This window comes from Anaeromyxobacter sp. SG64, from assembly GCF_022690745.1.
Classification (GTDB): Bacteria; Myxococcota; Myxococcia; order Myxococcales; family Anaeromyxobacteraceae; genus Anaeromyxobacter; species Anaeromyxobacter soli.
On the sequence record NZ_JALCZB010000004.1, the window covers coordinates 65,749 to 84,346 of the forward strand.

At 73.7% G+C, this 18,598-nt stretch carries 14 protein-coding genes; 9 read left to right on the forward strand and 5 right to left on the reverse strand.

Features of this window, described 5'->3' with window-relative positions; genetic code table 11:
- Position 1 precedes the first annotated feature (1 nt).
- Genes MNZ29_RS02230 through MNZ29_RS02245 form a run of 4 tightly spaced genes read right to left on the reverse strand, consistent with a single transcriptional unit; the run spans position 2 to position 5,596 of the window.
- Positions 2-529: a DUF3341 domain-containing protein gene (locus MNZ29_RS02230; RefSeq protein ID WP_242334284.1), complete on the reverse strand. Its 528-nt coding sequence runs from the start codon at positions 527-529 to the stop codon at positions 2-4.
- Complete coding sequence (nrfD, locus tag MNZ29_RS02235) at positions 526-1,938, reverse strand: NrfD/PsrC family molybdoenzyme membrane anchor subunit (protein WP_242334282.1); 1,413 nt, start codon at positions 1,936-1,938, stop codon at positions 526-528. The genes MNZ29_RS02230 and nrfD overlap by 4 nt, the downstream gene beginning before the upstream one ends.
- Positions 1,935-4,958 carry a TAT-variant-translocated molybdopterin oxidoreductase gene (locus MNZ29_RS02240; protein WP_242352597.1) on the reverse strand — a complete coding sequence of 1,008 codons (3,024 nt, stop codon included), beginning with the start codon at positions 4,956-4,958 and terminating at the stop codon, positions 1,935-1,937. Before MNZ29_RS02240 ends, nrfD begins: the two co-directional genes overlap by 4 nt.
- A complete protein-coding gene (locus MNZ29_RS02245) occupies positions 4,946-5,596 on the reverse strand; it encodes a cytochrome c3 family protein (RefSeq protein WP_242334276.1) in 651 nt (216 codons plus the stop codon). The genes MNZ29_RS02240 and MNZ29_RS02245 overlap by 13 nt, the downstream gene beginning before the upstream one ends.
- Before the next feature lie 295 nt (positions 5,597-5,891).
- Here MNZ29_RS02245 and MNZ29_RS02250 point away from each other — a divergent pair, with 295 nt between their 5' ends.
- The 5 genes from MNZ29_RS02250 to clpA all read left to right on the forward strand — a co-directional run bounded on the left by MNZ29_RS02250 (position 5,892) and on the right by clpA (position 11,183).
- The gene (locus MNZ29_RS02250) at positions 5,892-6,761 is read left to right on the forward strand and encodes a sigma-70 family RNA polymerase sigma factor (RefSeq protein WP_242352598.1); all 870 of its coding nucleotides are present in this window, start codon (positions 5,892-5,894) and stop codon (positions 6,759-6,761) included.
- Between the two features lie 95 nt (positions 6,762-6,856).
- Positions 6,857-7,501 (forward strand): hypothetical protein, encoded by a 645-nt coding sequence (locus MNZ29_RS02255; protein ID WP_242352600.1) that lies wholly within the window; start codon positions 6,857-6,859, stop codon positions 7,499-7,501.
- Between the two features lie 91 nt (positions 7,502-7,592).
- On the forward strand, positions 7,593-8,300 hold the full coding sequence (gene aat / locus MNZ29_RS02260; RefSeq protein WP_242334267.1) for a leucyl/phenylalanyl-tRNA--protein transferase: 708 nt from the start codon (positions 7,593-7,595) through the stop codon (positions 8,298-8,300).
- Positions 8,301-8,557: 257 nt separating this feature from the next.
- Positions 8,558-8,884: an ATP-dependent Clp protease adaptor ClpS gene (locus MNZ29_RS02265; RefSeq protein WP_242334264.1), complete on the forward strand. Its 327-nt coding sequence runs from the start codon at positions 8,558-8,560 to the stop codon at positions 8,882-8,884.
- A 10-nt stretch (positions 8,885-8,894) separates the two neighbouring features.
- The gene (gene clpA, locus MNZ29_RS02270) at positions 8,895-11,183 is read left to right on the forward strand and encodes an ATP-dependent Clp protease ATP-binding subunit ClpA (protein ID WP_242334261.1); all 2,289 of its coding nucleotides are present in this window, start codon (positions 8,895-8,897) and stop codon (positions 11,181-11,183) included.
- Between the two features lie 21 nt (positions 11,184-11,204).
- Here the strand turns inward: clpA and MNZ29_RS02275 are convergent, their stop codons facing one another.
- A complete protein-coding gene (locus MNZ29_RS02275) occupies positions 11,205-13,067 on the reverse strand; it encodes a methyl-accepting chemotaxis protein (protein WP_242334259.1) in 1,863 nt (620 codons plus the stop codon).
- Positions 13,068-13,307: 240 nt separating this feature from the next.
- On the opposite strand from MNZ29_RS02275, the gene hrpB reads away from it, so the two are divergent.
- The 4 genes from hrpB (at position 13,308) to MNZ29_RS02295 (ending at position 18,585) form a co-directional block, all read left to right on the forward strand.
- Positions 13,308-15,911 (forward strand): ATP-dependent helicase HrpB, encoded by a 2,604-nt coding sequence (hrpB, locus tag MNZ29_RS02280; protein ID WP_242334256.1) that lies wholly within the window; start codon positions 13,308-13,310, stop codon positions 15,909-15,911.
- A gap of 100 nt (positions 15,912-16,011) precedes the next feature.
- Complete coding sequence (ligD, locus tag MNZ29_RS02285) at positions 16,012-17,124, forward strand: non-homologous end-joining DNA ligase (protein WP_242334253.1); 1,113 nt, start codon at positions 16,012-16,014, stop codon at positions 17,122-17,124.
- Between the two features lie 9 nt (positions 17,125-17,133).
- Positions 17,134-17,880: a DUF72 domain-containing protein gene (locus MNZ29_RS02290; RefSeq protein ID WP_242334250.1), complete on the forward strand. Its 747-nt coding sequence runs from the start codon at positions 17,134-17,136 to the stop codon at positions 17,878-17,880.
- A gap of 186 nt (positions 17,881-18,066) precedes the next feature.
- On the forward strand, positions 18,067-18,585 hold the full coding sequence (locus tag MNZ29_RS02295) for an SgcJ/EcaC family oxidoreductase (RefSeq protein ID WP_242352602.1): 519 nt from the start codon (positions 18,067-18,069) through the stop codon (positions 18,583-18,585).
- Positions 18,586-18,598 lie beyond the last annotated feature (13 nt).

The following is an 18,598-nucleotide window of genomic DNA, read 5'->3' on the forward strand; positions in this document are numbered from 1 at the left end:
CTCACTTCGCCTCCGGCACGATCGACACGTTGCGCGCCCCGAACCGGCGCAGCTCCTGCGCGACGGGCTCGGCGTCCTTCCCCTCCACCTCCGCCGAGAGCCACAGGCCGTCGATGGACGCGGAGCGGAACGCCTCCACCTCGAACACCGGGTGGTGCGTGCGCGGGAAGCCGAAGTAGCCGGCGAGGAGGCCGACGAAGATGGCGAGGGAGGCGAAGAGGACGCCGAGCTCGAAGGTGACCGGGATGAACGCGGGCGCGCTGTGCGGCGGGCGGTTGCCCACGTTGAGCGGCCAGTCGTGACCGACCGTGTACCACTGCAGCAGGTAGCCCGTGATGGCGCCGGCGAGGCCGCCCACGAGGGCGACGATCGGCACGGTGGAGCGCTTCAGGCCGAGGGCGTGGTCCGCCTCGTGGAGCGGGTACGGAGAGTGGATGTCGAGGCTCTCGTGCCCGTGGGCGCGGAGCGCGCGGGCGGCGTCGTAGAGCGGCTGCTCGCGCTCGAACTCACCGAGGACGTAGGCCTTCATCCTTCCTCCTCCGAGCCGGGGTGGGCGTTGTCGCCGTAGTGCTCGAGCTCGCGGCGGAGCTCCTTCACCTCGAAGAGCGGGATGGCGGGCAGGAACCGGAGGAACAGCAGGAACAGCACGCCGAACATGCAGATGGAGCCGAGGAAGAGGCCCCAGTCCACCCAGGTCGGGTAATACATGCCCCACGACGAGGGGATGAAGTCGCGGTGGAGCGACACGGCGATGATGACGAACCGCTCCGCCCACATGCCGACGTTGACGAGGATGGCGACGAGGAAGAGCACGTACTCGTTCCGCCGCATCGACGGGAACCAGAGGATCTGCGGGGCGACCACGTTGCAGAACATCTGCGCGATGAAGATGCCCCTGTACGGCCCCTGGAACCGGTTCAGGAAGGCGAAGGCCTCGGACGCGCTGCCCGAGTACCAGGCCATGAACCACTCCATCATGTAGCCGTAGAACACCATGAGGCCGGTCGCGAGGATCACCTTCGCCATGTTGTCGAGGTGACGCTCGGTGACGACGTGCTGGTAGCCGAGCAGCCGCCGCGCCGGGATCATGAGCGTCAGCACCATCGCGAAGCCGCTGAAGATGGCGCCGGCCACGAAGTAGGGCGGGAAGATGGTGGTGTGCCAGCCCGGCAGCTGCGAGATGGCGAAGTCGAAGGACACGATGGTGTGGACGGAGACGACGAGCGGCGTGGAGAGCCCGGCGAGGAGCAGGTAGCCGATGCGGTAGTGCCGCCAGTGGCGCGCCGAGCCGCGCCAGCCGAAGCTCATGATCCCGTAGACGATGCGGCGCCCGCGGGTCTTCGCGGCGTCGCGCAGGGTCGCGAGATCGGGGATGAGGCCGAGGTACCAGAAGAGGAACGAGACCGTCGCGTAGGTCGAGATCGCGAACACGTCCCAGGGCAGCGCGCTCTTGAAGTTCGGCCAGATCAGGTTCGTGGACGGGTACGGGATGAGCCACCAGAAGAGCCACGGCCGCCCGAGGTGGATGACCGGGTAGACGCCCGCCATCGCCACCGCGAAGAGCGTCATCGCCTCCGCGAAGCGGTTGATGGAGGTGCGCCACTTCTGCTGGAACAGGAGGAGGATCGCGCTGATGAGCGTGCCGGCGTGGCCGATGCCGATCCACCAGACGAAGTTCGTGATGTCGAACGCCCAGGCGACGGGGATGTTGTTGCCCCAGGCGCCGATGCCCACGAAGAGGGTCGTGACGAGCGACAGGGTCCAGAACCCGACCCCGCCGAGGAGCGCGAAGAGGAGCAGCAGCCAGCCCTTGCGCGTCGGGCCGAGGACGGGGGAGAGGAGGCTCTCGGTCAACGCCCGATCGTCCGGGCGGCCCACGAGGACCGGCGCGCCCTCGAGCGCGTGGGCGTCTTGGATCGTCTTCTCGGCGGTGCTCATGCGAGCTCGGGGTTGGGGTTGCGGAGCTTGACGAGGTAGGCGGTGCGCGGCCGGGTGCCCAGCTCGTGGAGCAGGTCGTACCGGCGCGCGTCGGCGTGCTTGCGCGACACGCGCGAGCGCGCGTCGTTGAGGTTGCCGAACACGATCGCCTCCGAGGGGCAGGCCTGGGCGCAGGCCGGCACGACCTCGTCCGGCCCGATCTTCCGCCCGCCCACGCGCGCGTCGATGCGCGCCCGCTGGATGCGCTGGGTGCAGTAGGTGCACTTCTCCATGACGCCGCGGGCCCGCACGGTGACGTCCGGGTTCATCAGCATCTGGAGCGTCGGCGCCATGTCCCCGTGGTAGTCGAGGAAGTTGAAGCGGCGCACCTTGTACGGACAGTTGTTCGAGCAGTACCGCGTGCCGACGCAGCGGTTGTAGACCATCTCGTTCAGGCCCTCGTCCGAGTGGACGGTGGCGTTCACGGGGCAGACGTACTCGCAGGGCGCCATCTCGCAGTGCACGCACGCGAGCGGCTGCGTGACCGACTGAGGATCCTCCGGCGGCCCCTCGAAGTAGCGATCGACCCGGATCCAGTGCATCTCGCGGCTGCGGAGCACCTGCTCCTTGCCGACCACCGGGATGTTGTTCTCGGCCTGGCACGCCGCCGTGCACGCCGAGCAGCCGATGCACTTCGACAGGTCGATCGCCATCCCCCAGCGGTAGTCCTTCTCCGAGTAGTCGACCGGCTGGAGGATGGTCGGCGCCTCGCCGCGGTGCTCGTCGAGCTCGGCCTTCGCGCGGGGGAGCTCCTCGTGATCGAGCGCGAGCGCGATGGCGCGGCCCTCCATCGAGAAGTGACCCTGCGTGATGGCGAGCTCGGTCGTCTTGCCGGTCTTCTTCAGCGTGGCGCCGCCGGCGTACCAGGGGGCGTCGCTCGTGCGGAGCGCGTAGGCGTCGAAGCCCGCGCCCTGGCCGACCGCCCCGGCGACCCGCTGGCCGTAGCCCAGCGCGACCGTGACCGCGTCGTCGGCGTGGCCGGGGACGACGAGCACCGGCGCGACCACCGCGCGGCCGCCGCGGGCGAGCTCGACGAGCTCGCCCGACTCGAGCCCGAGCCGCCTGGCGGTCGCGGGCGAGAGGTGGGCGGCGTTCTCCCAGGTGAGCTTGGTGATGGGATCCGGCAGCTCCTGCAGCCAGGCGTTCTCGAGGAAGCGGCCGTCCCAGACCTTGTAGTCGGGCGCGAAGCCGAGCTCGATGCCGCCCGCGGGGGCGGGGAGCTTCCCGAGCGCGTCCGCGACGCGGGCGGGGTCGACCTTCGCGTCCTCCGGGCGGCCGGCGCTCTCCGTGAGGAGGCCGGCCGCGAGCCACTCGTCCCAGGTCCTGTCGAAGGGATCCGGCGGGCGGGGCCGGTTGGTGTCGGCCGGGTTCGAGGCGGCGGCGGGGCCGGAGAGCGGCAGCGGGGCCGGCGGCGCCCCGGAGCGGCTGCGCCAGCCGTCGCGCACGAGGCGCCAGGCGCCGCGCTCGCCCTCGCCGAGGAACGCGGCGAAGAGGTCCACCTCGGTCGTGCTCTCGTGGAGCGGGGAGATCAGCGGCTGCACGACCGTGACGGTGCCGTCCCGCGAGCGGAGATCGCCCCAGGACTCGAGCGGGTGGCTCGCCGCGAGCCGCCAGCTCGCCGCCCGCACCGTCTCGTCGTCGCGGAGCGCGAGGACCATCGAGTTCTTCACCTTGCCGAACACCTTGCGCAGCTCGAGGTCGGCGGGCGCGGTGTGGAGCGGGTTCCAGGCGGTCACGACGAGCGTGTCGACCTTGCCGGCCTGCACCTCGGCGGCGAGCGCGCGGAGCGCATCCGGGCCGGCCTGGGGATCGACCAGCACGGGCGCGCGCCAGCGCACGACGGGCCCGACATTCCCGAGCGCCTCGTTCATCGCGGCGGCGAGCGCGTGGACCGCCGGCGGCTGCCGCGCACCCGCGACGATGAGCGAGCGCCCGCGGGCGCCGGCGAGATCCTTCGCGACGGCCCTGGCGGCCCGGGCGTGCTCGCCCTCGGCGCGCGCGCCGAGCGGCGCGAGTCCCGCCACGCCCGCCTGGGCGAGCTCCGCGGCGACCGCCCGCGCGAACGCCGCGACCTCGGCGCCGCGCATGCGGAACCGGTGGTCGGCCATGCCCCCCGTCACCGAGAAGCGCGGCTCGGCCACGTAGAGCCGGTTCATGCGCTCGCCCTCGCGGCGCGAGGCGAACTCGCGCGCGCTGCGCAGGTGCTCGCCCTCGGTGGCGAGGAAGTCGGAGTCGAGCGACAGGATCACGTCCGCCTTCGCGACCTCGAAGGTGGCGTCGAGCGGGCGGCCGAGCGCGATGGCGGCGCCGGCGCGCTGCGCCGCGTCCCCGCCCGCCGGCGCCCACGTGTCGAAGCGCGCCTTCGGGAAGCGCTCGAGGAGCCGGCGGCGCAGGTCGGCGACGGTCGGCGAGCTCGTCGGGGCGACGAGGAAGCGCAGCCGCGCACCGCCGTCCTTGTCGTGCTCGCGGGCGAGCGCCGCGATCTCCTGGAGGACCGCCGACCACGCGAGCGCGCGGCCGCCGCGCGTGAACCCCGCGAGGCGCGCCGGATCGTAGAGGTCGAGCACCATCGCCTGGGTGATCGCGTCGGTGCCGCCGAGGCTCGCCGGGTGCAGGCGGTTCCCCTCGACCTTGACCGGCCGGCCCTCGAACGCCTGCACGACGAGCCCGACGGCGTAGCCCTCGTCGCTCCGCGCCGTCGCGTAGCCCACGGGGACGCTCGGCGTCACCGCCTCCGGCTTGCGCACGTAGGGCACGAGCTTCTCGCGCGGCGGCTTGCAGGCGAGGCCGGCGAACGCCGCGGAGGCGCCGAGGATCTGGAGGAAGCCGCGCCGGGAGAACCCCGCGGGCGTCTCGGCGGCGCCCTCCGGGAACTCGCCGGGCTCGGCATCCGCTCGCCCCGCGAGCTCGTCGATGCTCTTCCAGCGGCGCGTCTCGAGCGCCGTCTTCTGACCGTAGATGGGAAGCCCTAGCGATGGCATGTGTAGCAGCTCGTGCGGGGTTTCACGTCGTACTTCTTCGCCAGCTCTTTCCCGAGCGCGACGGGGTCGCCTTCCGGCTGCCACGTCATGTTCGTGACCTCCTCGAGCGGGCGGAGACGCGGGGTGGGATTCCGGTGACAGTCGAGGCACCAGCCCATGGTGAGTGGAGCGACCTGCTCGATCGCCGGCATCAGGTCGACGCGTCCGTGGCACTCGACGCAGCCGACCCCCTTGTTCACGTGGATGGCGTGGTTGAAGTAGACGAAGCCCGGGAGGCGGTGGACCCGCACCCACTCGATCGGCTTGTTGGCGAACCAGCTCGAGCGCACCAGGTCGAGCAGCGGGCTCTTGTTCCAGACCTGCGAGTGGCAGTTGAGGCAGAGCTCGGTGGGCGGGATGCCCGCGCTGGCGGCCTTGTCGACGGTCGTGTGGCAGTAGCGGCAGTCGATGAGGTCGTCCTGCACGTGGTGGCGGTGGTCGAACTGCACCGGCTGGCCCACCTGCTCCGCCTGCCCGGTGCCCGCCGGGATGCGGGCGAACACCATCAACGCGCCCACCGTCCCGGCCGCACCGGCGAAGAGGATCGCGATGACGATGCGGAAGATGCCGTTGGATCTGGGAGAAAAGAGTGCGCTCATCGCATGGCGCGCGGGCCCCTTGGACGTCGTGCAGGTACGACCGGGCCCGCGCTGGGGCGTAAATTGTCTTGGATCAAATATCGACGGAAGGTCTCGGAAGGGGCGAGGGGCTCGGGTTCTTGCCCGGTCGCAAGCCCGCGCGGGACGCGCCGCACCCGCCGGTGCGCGGGCCGTTCCGTGCGGCAGGGACGACGCCCGCTGCCGCCGCCGCGGCGGGCTGCAGGGAGCGGACGGAGGCCGCAGCGACGACGCGGTGCTTGTTCCATCGACCGCTCCGAGTTACGACCCACCCCTCATGGACCCCAAGGACACCGAGCTGCTCGAGCGCGCCCGCGAGGGCGACCGCCGGGCGCTGGAGGCGCTCCTGTCACGGCATCAACGGAGCGTGTATCGCTTCGGGCTGAAGATGTGCCGTGACGAGGAGGACGCAAAGGACGTCTTGCAGGAGACCCTCCTTGCGGTCGCACGAAACGTGAAGGACTTCCGCGGCGCGTCCTCCGTCTCGACCTGGCTCTATACGATCGCGCGGAGCTTCTGCATCAAGAAGCGGCGGCGCTCCAAGTTCGCGCCGGAGCAGGAGGAGTCGCTCGAGGCGCGCGTCTCCGGGGAGGCGGCGCGCCAGGTGGTGGACCCGACGCGCCCGCCCGACGACGCGCTCGCGGGCCGGCAGATCGAGGCCGCGCTCGAGCAGGCCATCGCCGCGCTCGACCCCATGTACCGTGAGGTCCTCGTGCTCCGCGACGTCGAGGGGCTCACCGCCCCCGAGGTCGCCGAGGTCATGGGGCTCAGCGTGGAGGCGGTGAAGAGCCGCCTGCACCGCGCGCGGGTCGCGGTGCGCGAGGCCGTCGCGCCGCTGCTCGGGATCCCCGGCGCCGCCGCCCCGCCCGCCGCGGCAGGCAAGGCCGCCCCCGGCGAGCCCGCCGCGGAGCCCTGCCCGGACATCGTGGAGCTCTTCTCGAAGCACCTCGAGGGCGAGATCAGCGCCACGCTCTGCGCCGACATGGAGCGCCACCTCGCCCGCTGCCCGAGCTGCGACGCGCGCTGCCAGTCGCTCCAGCGGACGCTCGCGCTCTGCAAGGCCGCGCCGCACCCGGAGGTCCCCGCGGCCGTGCAGGCGTCCGTCCGGTCGGCGCTCGAGGAGTTTCTCTCGCTGCAGCGCCCGTGATCCGCCGCGTCCGGGGCGCGGCGGATGCGCTCGCGGACCCTGCGGTTTGCCGCCCTCCCCTCCTCACCCCATCTTTGGGGTCGGGAGGTGAGGGGATGCTCGACAAGGGGACACTCTTCGCGGCGGCGCTCGCCGTCGCGAGCCCGGCGCTCGCTCAGTCCGGGACGACGTACCAGCAGCCGTACACGCCGCCGCAGCAGCAGACGCAGCCGCAGCAGCCGCCGGCGCAGCAGCCGGCCCCGCCGCCCGCCCAGCAGCCCGCGACCGGCGGGACCGCGGCGCCGGGGGGCGCCTCGCAGCAGGTGGTGGTGAACCCGCCGAGCGGGCAGTCGGGCGGGACGACCACCACGGTGACGCCGCCCCCGCCGCCGACCTCGACGACGGTGGTGACGCCGCCGGCCTCGCAGCCCGCGACCGAGGTCATCGTGGAGCGGCGCGAGCGGCCGAACCCGATGGCCACGGTCGCCACCGACGCGGCCTACGGCGGCATCGCGGGCCTCCTCGTCGGCACGGGCGTGTCGCTCGTGAACGAGTGGGACAACTGGCAGCGCGACATGATGATCGGCGCGGGCGTGGGGCTGCTCGTCGGCGCGGCGGTGGGCGCCGTCCACGCGACGTACGACGCGCGCGAGGCGGACCGCCGCGAGCGGCGCGTCGCCGTGCGCGACGGCCTCGGCTCGACCGATCGCGACCCGGTCCTCGATGCGCCGACCTACGTCGGCTGGGCGGGCCACTTCTAGGCGATAGCGAAGTAGGTGCCGGGGGGACGCGCACGTAGGCGTCCCCCCGGCACGGCTGTCCGCGGGGCCCGCCTCGCACTACACTCGCGCCGTGTCGATCTACCGGCTCTCGCGCGAGGTCGCGTTCCCGGATCCGGAGCTCGCCGAGCCCGACGGGCTGCTGGCGGTCGGCGGCGACCTCTCGGCGGAGCGGCTCCTCACCGCCTACGCCACGGGCATCTTCCCGTGGTACGGCGACGACACGCCCATCCTCTGGTGGTCGCCCGACCCGCGTCTCGTGCTGGAGCCGGAGTGGCTGCACGTCTCCGCCTCGCTCGCGCGCACCCTGCGCCGCGGCCGCTACCGCGTCACGGCCGACCGCGCCTTCGAGGACGTGATCCGGCGCTGCGCCGCGCGCGAGCGGCCCGGGCAGTCCGGGACCTGGATCGTGCCGGAGATGGTCGAGGCCTACGTGCGCCTCCACCGGCTCGGCTTCGCCCATTCGTTCGAGGCGTGGGAGGGCGACGGGCTCGCGGGCGGGCTCTACGGCGTCTCGCTGGGCGCGGCCTTCTTCGGCGAGTCGATGTTCGCCGATCGGCCGGACGCCTCGAAGGTCGCGTTCGTCCGCTCGATCGAGTGGCTCGCGTCGTGGGGCGTGCGGCTCGTCGACTGCCAGGTGCGCACCGAGCACCTCTCGCGTTTCGGCGCGCGAGAGATCCCGCGCGCGGACTTCCTCGCGCGGCTGGCGCGGGCGCTCGAGAAGCCCACCCTGCGCGGGCGCTGGGATCTCGAGGCGGCCGCTGGAACCGTCGGCTCGTGAGCGCGGGCCCGCCGCCCCCTATGCGAGCCCCTGATTCCGGAATGCCCGCCAGCCCCTCGGCCCGGCAAGCGTCCGGCCCGTCGCGCCCACGTGGCGCCGCCGCTCCCCTGCCCTTCCCGTCCCCGGAGCGCCCCGCGCGGGGGCGGAGCACCCCTGTGCCGCGGCGCCCGGAGCCCTGGGACCGCGCGGCCGCGGGCTCTCCGCCGCGCGCGGTGGGCCCGCGCGGCGGGGAGGCCGTACGCTTAGAATGTGAGGCCATGGCAGAGCGGTCCCGCCCCGGGGGCGACACGGACGTCGTCGTCCCCCGGACGAAGGCGGAGAAGGAGACGAAGCGGCCGTCCCTGTACCGGGTACTCCTGCACAACGACGACTACACCACGCAGGAGTTCGTGGACTGGGTGCTCGTGACGGTGTTCCACCACGATCCCGAGAGCGCGCACCGCATCATGCTGAACGTTCACATGCACGGGGTGGGCGTCGCCGGTATCTATCCATTCGAGATCGCCGAGACGAAGGCGGAGAAGACGATGGAGCTCGCGCGCGAGGCGGAGTACCCGCTCCTCGTGACGGTCGAGCCGGAGTAGCGGAGCAGGCATGGTGACGGTGTCGAAGGAGCTACAGCAGACGCTTCAGGCCGCGGTCGCGGAGGCGCGACGGAGACGCCACGAGTACGTGACGCTCGAGCACCTCCTGCACGCGATGACGCGCGACAAGGTGGCCTCCGAGGTGCTGCTCGCCTGCGGCGCCGACCTGAAGCTCCTCGAGCGCGAGCTCGAGGAGTACCTCGATCGCACGCTGGAGTCGCTCGGGACGTCGCAGGATCCCGAGCAGACCGCGGCGTTCCAGCGGGTCCTGCAGCGGGCGGCCTGGCACGTGCAGGGCTCCGGGCGCACCGAGCTCAACGCGGGCGACGTGCTCGTGGCGATCACGCGAGAGCGCGGCTCGCACGCGGTCTACCTCCTCGAGAAGCAGGGCGTCCGGCGCCTCGACATCCTCCAGTACATCTCGCACGGCATCGGCAAGGAGGGCGGCGGTGACGACGAGCCGCAGGACGAGGGGGGTGAGGAGTCCGGCGCGCCCCGCACGGTGAAGGATCCGTTCAAGACCTTCACGGTGAACCTCGTCGAGCGCGCGGCGCAGGGGCTCATCGACCCGCTCATCGGTCGCGACTCGGAGATCGAGCGCACCATCCAGGTCCTCTGCCGCCGGCGCAAGAACAACCCGGTGTTCGTGGGCGAGCCAGGCGTGGGCAAGACGGCGATCGTGGAGGGGCTCGCGCTCCGCATCCACGAGAAGAAGGTCCCGTCCGTCCTCGAGAAGGCGGCGATCTACTCGCTCGACATGGGCGCCCTCCTCGCGGGCACCAAGTTCCGCGGCGAGTTCGAGCAGCGGCTGAAGGGCGTCATCGCCGGCGTGAAGAAGACGCCGAACGCGATCCTGTTCATCGACGAGATCCACACCATCGTCGGCGCGGGCGCGACCACCGGCTCGTCCATGGACGCGTCGAACCTCCTGAAGCCCGCGCTCGCCTCCGGCGAGCTGCGCTGCATCGGCTCGACCACCTTCCACGACTACAAGCAGACGTTCGACCGCGACCACGCCCTCGCGCGGCGCTTCCAGAAGATCGAGATCTACGAGCCGAGCGTCGACGACACGATCCGTATCCTCAAGGGCCTGAAGAAGGTCTACGAGGAGCACCACGGCGTCGTGTTCACCCCCCGCTCCCTCCGCGCGGCGGCCGAGCTCTCGGCCAAGCACATCAACGACCGGCAGCTCCCGGACAAGGCCATCGACGTCCTCGACGAGGCCGGCGCGCGCGACCGGATGCGCGCGGAGGCGCGCCGCCGCCACCGCGTCACCGCCCGCGACGTGGAGCGGGTGGTCGCGAAGATCGCCAAGATCCCCGAGCGCACCGTGTCGGCGGACGACGAGACGCAGCTGCGCAACCTGGAGCCCGAGCTCAAGAAGGTCATCTACGGGCAGGACCCGGCGGTGGAGGCGATCGTCTCCGCCATCAAGCTGTCGCGCTCCGGGCTCGGCGCCCCCGAGCGGCCCATCGGCAACTTCCTCTTCTCCGGCCCGACCGGCGTCGGGAAGACCGAGCTCGCGAAGCAGCTCGCGCGGATCCTCGGCGTCGAGTTCCTGCGCTTCGACATGACGGAGTACCAGGAGAAGCACACCGTCTCCCGGCTCATCGGCGCGCCCCCCGGCTACGTCGGGTTCGACCAGGGCGGGCTCCTCACCGACGCGATCCGCAAGACGCCGTACGCGGTCCTGCTCCTCGACGAGATCGAGAAGGCCCACCCGGACATCTACAACCTGCTCCTGCAGGTGATGGATCACGCGACGCTCACCGACAACAACGGCCGCAAGGCCGACTTCCGGCACGTCATCCTCGTGATGACGACGAACGCGGGGGCGCAGGAGCTCTCGGCCCGGCGCGTCGGGTTCGGCTCGGACCTGTCGGAGCCCGGCAACGCGCGGAACGCGATCGAGCGGACCTTCAGCCCGGAGTTCCGCAACCGCCTCGACGCGTGGGTGGCGTTCGACTCCTTGCCGGCGGAGGTGATCGCCCGCGTCGTCGACAAGATGGTGAAGGAGCTCGAGGCGCAGCTCGCCGAGCGCAAGGTGCACGTCGAGCTGAGCCTCGAGGGCCGCGCCTGGCTCGCGGAGCACGGCTTCGACCGCAAGATGGGCGCGCGGCCGATGGCCCGGCTCATCCAGAACGAGGTCAAGAAGCCGCTCGCCGAGAAGATCCTGTTCGGCGAGCTCCACGACGGCGGCACCGTCCGCGTGGAGGTGGAGCCGGACGGCTCGAAGCTCCGCCTCGTGGTGAATGCGGCGGTGCCGGCCCCGCGGGTGCCAGAGCCAGAACCAGTCTGACCGCGGCGCCTGGCGCTTCGCTCAGGCGGCGCGGCGAGGCGCCGGCAGCGCTGCGGGCTCCTCGCCCGCCGAGCCCAGCCGGAAGAACGCGATCGCCGCCTGCAGCTCGTCGGCGCGCCGCTCCAGGTCCTGCGCGGTGGCCTCGATCTCCTGGGCCGCGCCCGCGGTGTGCTGGACGCCGGAGCTCAGCCCCTGCACGGCCCCGCTGATCTGCGCGGCGCCCGTCGCGAGCGCGCGCGTCGCAGCGGCCATGTCGCGGACCTGCTCGGCGCTCTTGCGGATGTCCGCCACGAGCCCGCCGAGCACCGCCCCCGCCCGCTCCGCGACCGCCACCGTCGAGTCCGAGAGCTCGCCGATCTCCTGCGCCGCGCCGCGGCTCCGCTCGGCGAGGGAGCGCACCTCGGAGGCCACCACCGCGAATCCCCTGCCGTGCTCGCCGGCGCGGGCGGCCTCGATGGCGGCGTTCAGCGCGAGGAGGTTCGTCTGGTAGGCGATCTCCTCCACGATCCCGGTCTTCTCCGCGATCTGCCGCATGGCGGCCACGGCCTCGGTGACGGCGCGCCCGCCCTCCTCCGCCGACGCAGCCGACGCGAGCGCCGAGCGCTCCGCCGCGTCGGCGTCCCGCGCGGTGGCGACGATCGTCGCCGAGATCTCCTCGACGCTGGCCGCCGCCTCCTCCGCCGCGGCGGCCTGCTCGGAGGTCGTCCGGGCGATGAGCTCCGCGCCCCCCCGCAGCTTCTCGCTGCCCGACGCCACGCCGTCCGCCGCGTCGCGGACCTGCCCGACCGCGCCGCGCAGCTGGCCGACGGTGTCGCGCATGGCCGAGAGCACCTGCCCCGCCTCGTCCAGGGCGCGCGCCTCGATCCGGATCGAGAGGTCGCCCGCGGCCATCCGGGCGGACGCGGCGGCCGCCTCGCGCAGCGCGAACAGGCTGCGCCGCAGCGAGCCGTACAGCAGCGCCCCGGCGACCACCATCATCGCGGCGATGAGGGCCATCGTCGTCCAGCCGTCGCGCACCGACGCGGCGTGGAGCGCGGTCGCGTCGCGGAAGAAGAAGAGGACGCCGGCGACCTCCCCGCTCGCGTCCCGCAGCGGACCGATCCCGGCCACGTACCACGCGTCGCCGCGCCGGAAGAGCCGCGCGACCGGGGCCTCGAGCCCGCCGGCGAGCCCCACCGCGCCGCCGAGCTCGTGCGCGAGCGCCCGGTCGGTCGCCTCGAGCAGCTGGAACTCGCCGACGACCTCCTTCGTCGGCTCCGCCCCCTTGGCGCGCAGGTAGTCGGTGCGCAGGAACAGCGCGGCGTCCTCGCCGGTGACCGCCTTCGTCTGGGCGAAGAGGTGGTCGATCTCCTCGGCCACCTCGAGGTACCCGAGCGGCGCGCCGCCGAGCGACACCGGCCGGACGCTCCGCAGCGAGAAGAAGTTCTTGCCGAGCTCGATGCCGTGCGCGTTCCGGCCGGTCTTCGCGGCGGCGAGGAAGGTCGCGCGCTTGAGGACGTCGTCCCGCTGCTCGGGCTTGTGGGCGCGCAGGAAGACGCGCCCGTCCGGATCGATGAAGTACATGTGCGTGATCGCGTTCGTCGCCTTCAGCTCCGCGAACAGCGGGGCGGCCGCGGCGAGGAGCCCGTCGCGATCGTGGGTGGCGAACGGCGCGAGGAGGCGCTCCTGGTGCGCGAGCACGGTGAGCGCGCGCGAGAGCCCCTCCGCGTCGGCGGCGACCGCGGCGTCGAACGCCGCCACGTCGGCCAGCATCTCTCCGGAGGCGGCGTCGAGGAGCTGGCGCTCCCGCGCCGATCGCGTGACGAGGGCGGCGAGAGCGATGGTGAGAGAGAGCACCGCGGCGAGCGAGACGAGGAACCGGTTCCTGAGCGATGCGGTGCGCACGGCGAGCGACCTCCAGTGGGGGGCGCACCGAGTTTCGCATCCCGGAGGGGGTGTGCAAACTCCGATCGGCCCCCGTCGGCGAGCGACATGGCCGCGACCCGGGATTTGCCTGTAGAGCCGATATCGCTCGCATGTGCGTTGACGTAGGGTGAACGAACCCTCGGCCCCGACTCGCCCCGCCACCCCCCCGATCCCGGGCGCAGTCGCGTCGGCCCCCTCCCTCGGGTACAACCCCCGCGCGTGCAGCGGCTCCCCATCGACGACATCCTGGCGGACGCGGTCGCGGCGCTCCGCGCCGGGCCGTCCCTCGTCATCGAGGCGCCGCCGGGCGCGGGCAAGACGACCCGGGTCCCCCCCGCGATCCACGCCGCCGGGCTCGCGGGCAAAGGCGAGGTCGTGGTGCTCGAGCCGCGGCGGCTCGCGGCGCGGCTCGCGGCACGGCGGGTCGCGGAGGAGCGGGGCGAGCACGCCGGCGAGACGGTCGGCTACCAGGTGCGGTTCGAGGAGGTGGCGGGCCCGAGCACGCGCATCCGCTTCGTGACCGAGGGGCTCCTCACGCGCCGGCTCCTCGCCGAGCCGTCGCTGACTGGCGTCGGGGTGGTGGTCCTCGACGAGCTCCACGAGCGTCATCTCCAGGGCGACCTCGCGCTCGCGCTGCTCCGCCGCCTGCAGCGGACCTCGCGGCCCGATCTGAAGCTCGTCGCGATGTCGGCGACGCTCGACGCCGGACCGGTGGCCCGGTTCCTGGGCGCCGCCTCGCTCCGCTCGGAGGGCCGGCGCTTCGAGGTCGCCGTCGAGTACCTCTCCCCCGAGGAGGCGGCCCGGCCGGACGTCCGGCTCGAGGACGCGGTCGCGCGCGCCGTGCGCCGGCTTCACCGCGAGGGGATCGACGGCGACGTGCTCGTCTTCCTCCCGGGGGCCGCGGAGATCCGGCGGGCGCGGGAGGCGCTCGCGGCGTGGGCGGCGACCGCGGAGGTGGACCTCCTGCCCTTGCACGGCGATCTGCCGCCCGAGGAGCAGGACCGGGCCGTTCGGCCCGGGCCGCGCCGGAAGGTGATCCTCTCGACGAACGTCGCCGAGACCTCCGTCACCCTGGAAGGAGTGGTGGCCGTGGTGGACTCGGGGCTCGCGCGCGTCGCGTCGCACTCCCCGTGGTCGGGGCTCCCGACCCTCGAGCTCCGCAAGATCAGCCGGGCCTCCGCCGCACAGCGCGCCGGCCGCGCCGGCCGCACCCGGCCCGGGCGCGCGCTCCGCCTCTACACGCGCCACGATCACGACGCCCGCCCCGGGTTCGAGGTGCCGGAGATCCTCCGCGAGGACCTGTCGGAGACGCTCCTCGCCCTGGCCGCCCTCGACGCCGCCGAGGGGCTCGAGTGGTTCGAGCCGCCGCCTCGGGCCGCGTGGGAGGCCGCGCGCGGGCTGCTCGTCCGGCTGGGCGCGATCGACGCGCGCGGCGCCATCTCCGAGGCCGGTCGGCGCATGCTCCGCCTGCCCGTCCACCCGCGCCAGGCGCGGCTCGCGATCGAGGCGGCCGCGCGCGGCGCCCCCGACGCCGGCGCGCTCCTCGCCGCCCTCCTGGGCGAGCGCGACGTGCGCGATCGCCGCGCGCTCGCGGGCGGAGCGCTCCCGCCGACCGGCCCTTCCGACCTGCTCGAGCTCGCGCAGGCTTTCGAGGAGGCCGCGCGCGCGCGCTTCGCGCCGGAGCGGCTCCGGCGCATGGGGCTCGACCCGGGCGCGGTGCAGGCCGTCGAGCGGAGCCGGAGGCAGCTGCAGCGGCTGCTGAGGTCGATCGGGCCGCCCTCGACATCGTCCCCGCCCCCGGCGGCGCCCTCCTCCCCGCTCGCCGGCACCACCTCCGAGGAGCACGCGCTGCTCCTCGCCACCCTCGCCGCCTATCCGGATCGCGTCGCGCGGCGGCGCGCGCCGGGGTCGGACGAGGTGGTCCTCGTCGGCGGTGGCAGCGCGCGGCTCGACCCCGCGAGCGTGGTGCGCGAGGCGCCGCTCCTCGTGGCGGTCGACGCGGAGGAGCGCCGCGGCGATCGCCGCCCGCCGGGCGCGCGCGCCGCCGAGGCGCGGGTGCGCGTCGCGAGCGCGGTGACCGACGAGATGCTGCTCGATCTGTTCCCTGCGGCGCTCCGCTACGAGGACGCCGTCGGCTGGAACGGCGCCGCCGAGCGTGTGGAGGCGACCGAGCGGCTCGTGTACGAGGACCTGGTGCTGGAGGAGGTCCGCGCGCCGAAGGCGGATCCGGAGAAGGTCGCCGCGCTCCTCGCCGAGGAGGCGCTGGCCCGCGGGCCGCGCGCGTTCGCGCCGGAGGGCGCCGTGGACCGGCTCGTCGCGCGCATCGCCTTCGCGGCGCGGCACGCGCCGGACGCGGGGCTCTCGCCGCCCTCCGACGAGGAGCTCGCCGCGGCGCTCCGCGACCTGTGCGCCGGGCGGCGGAGCTTCGCCGAGCTGCGCGAGGCGGACCTGCCCGGCGCGGTCCTCGCCCGCCAGGACCCGAGGGCCCGCGCCGCGCTGGAGCGGCTCGCGCCCGAGCGGCTGACGCTGCCCGGCGGGCGCAGCACCCGCGTCAACTACGAGGCCGGCAAGCCGCCCTGGATCGAGAGCCGCCTGCAGGACTTCTTCGGCCTCGCGCAGGGCCCGGCGCTCGCCGGCGGGAAGGTGCCGCTCGTCCTGCATCTGCTCGCCCCGAACCAGCGCGCCGTGCAGGTGACGACCGACCTCGCCGGCTTCTGGGAGCGGCATTACCCGTCGATCCGACGCGAGCTCGCCCGGCGCTACCCGCGCCACGCCTGGCCGGAGGATCCGCGCCACGCCTCGCCGCCGGCGGCGCGGAGGTAGCGGGCCGCCTCGAGCGCGACGTCGAGCGCGGCCTCGGCCCGGCGGCGGGCGGAACCTCCGGGGCTTGGCCGGGCCTCCTCGCGTTGCGAGCTTCGGATCCGTGGCCTCACGCACGAAGGTCCAGCCCTATCGCGCACAGCTCGCGCAGCTCGTGGACGAGGCGCCCGAGGGCGCCGCATGGGTCCACGAGATCAAGTACGACGGCTACCGGATCGGCTGCGCGATCGAGGACGGCGCCGTCACGCTCTGGAGCCGCAACGGCAAGGACTGGACGGCCCAGTTCCCGGAGGTCGCCGCCGCCGCGCGGAAGCTGAAGGTCCGCTCGGCGCTCCTCGACGGGGAGGTCGCCGCCGTGCTGCCCGACGGGCGCACGAGCTTCCAGGCGCTGCAGAACGCCTTCGGCGCGGGGCGGCGCGAGCTCCTATACTTCGTCTTCGACCTCCTCCACCTCGATGGGCAGGATCTGGCCGAGCGCCCGCTCCTCGAGCGCAAGGCCGTCCTCGCGCGGCTCGTCGGCGAGGGCGCCGGGATCATCCGCTACGCACAGCATTTCTCCGGGAGCGGCCGCGACGTCCACCGGGAGGCGTGCCGGCTCGGCCTCGAGGGCATCGTCTCCAAGCGGATCGACCGCCCCTACCGTCCCGGGAGGAACGCCACCTGGGTCAAGGCGAAGTGCGTGCTCCGGCAGGAGCTCGTCGTCGGCGGCTTCACCGATCCCGAGGGGGCGGCCCGCGACGCCATCGGCGCGCTGCTCGTCGGCTACCCGGAGGGCGGCGCGCTGCGCTTCGCCGGGAAGGTCGGGACGGGGTGGACGAACGAGGGCGCCCGCGCCCTGCGGGAGCGGCTCGCGCCGCTCTCACGGAAGGAGTCCCCGTTCACGCCGCCGCCCGCCGGCGGGCTGGGCCGCAGCGCGCACTGGGTCCGGCCCGAGCTCGTCTGCGAGGTCGCGTTCACCGAGTGGACGCACGACGGCAAGATCCGCCACCCGTCGTTCCAGGGGCTCCGGGAGGACAAGCGACCGGAGGACGTCGTGCGCGAGCGGCCGGGGGCGACCCCGACCTCGTCCCCGAACGATTCCCCCACCGCGAGCTCGACCCCTGGCCGCTCGGCCTCCTCGACCCGAAAGTCGACCCCGGGCCCGCGCCGGCGCCGGCGCTCGACCGGCCCGCGAGCGACTCCCGCCGGGCGTTCCCGAATCGAGCGCCGCCGTTAGATTGCCGACATGGGACGCGTCCGCGTCGGCACGAGCGGGTACCAGTATCGCCACTGGCGCGGCGTCCTCTATCCGGAGGGGCTGCCCCAGCGCGAGTGGCTCCCGCACTACGCCCGGTTCTTCGACACGGTCGAGATGAACGCGACGTTCTACCGGCTCCCGACGCCGGAGGCGGTCGAGCGGTGGCGCTCGGTGGTGCCGCGCGGGTTCACCTTCGCGGTGAAGGGCAGCCGCTACCTCACGCACCTCAAGCGGCTGCTCGACGCCGAGACCGGGCTGGAGCGCTTCTACGCGCCGGTGTCGCGGTTCGGCCGGAAGCTCGGGCCGGTGCTCTGGCAGCTTCCCCCGCACATGAAGCCCGACCTTCCCCGCCTCGATCGGTTCCTCGGACGGGTCCCCGCCGGCCCCCACGTCGTCGAGTTCCGGAACGAGGGCTGGTACTCGGAGGAGACGTGTGACGTGCTCGATCGTCACGGCGCCGCCTTCTGCGAGCACGACCAGATCAGGCGCCCGCCCCCCCGCCTCACGGGACGCTTCCGCTACGTGCGCTTCCACGGCACGACCGGGCGCTACTCGGGGCGATACGGGGTGGAGGCGCTCCGGCCGTTCGCGGCCGAGCTCCTCGCGTGGACGGAGAGCGGCGGCGACGCGTTCGTCTACTTCAACAACGACCTCGGCGGGCACGCCGTGCACGACGCCCTCACGCTCCTCGCCCTCGTGGGCGAGGAGCGCCCGGCGCTCGGCGCGTCGCCGTGACGCCCGTGCCCGGCGCGAGCCCCCGCCCCGGCGCCGAGCCGCCCGCTCGCCCGCAGCACGTGCGAACGCAGCGCGGCGTGCTCCCCCACGCGTGAGCGGGCGCGCGAGCGCGCCCGCGATATGGCTGCGACCATCCGGCACGCCGTCACGCACCGTGTGCCAGGGAGGTTCACCATGAGGAAGCGGATGGCAGCCGCCGTACTCTCGCTGGCGATCGCGATCCCCGCAGCGGCGGAGGGCGAGCGAGCCGCCGCGGCGCCGGATCTCGAGAAGCGCGTGGGGGAGCTCGAGGCGGCGTTCAACGCCCACGACGCGAACGCCCTGGCCGCGTTCTTCGCGCCGGACGGCACCTTCGTCAACCCGCGCGGTCAGCGCGCGTTCGGGCGGGAACAGGTGCTCGAGCGGTTCCGCGAGGATCTCGCCGGGCCGCTCAAGGGCTCGAAGCACCGCATCCGCATCGAGCGCGTCCGGACGCTCGGAGAGGCCGTGCTGCTCGACCTCGATCAGGACGTCACGGGGCCGAACCTCCCGGCCGCCGCTCCCCGTCCCGCCCACCCCCACGCCTCCGTCCTCATGAAGAAGGACGACTCCGGGCAGTGGATGGTGCTCGACGCGCGCGTCTACTTCTTCCTGCCCGGCGGACGACCCGGCGCCGCGCCCCCGGCCGCCCGCGGCGGTGCGAGAACGGGAGCCGGGCAGCGCTGAGCACGGCGGGCGA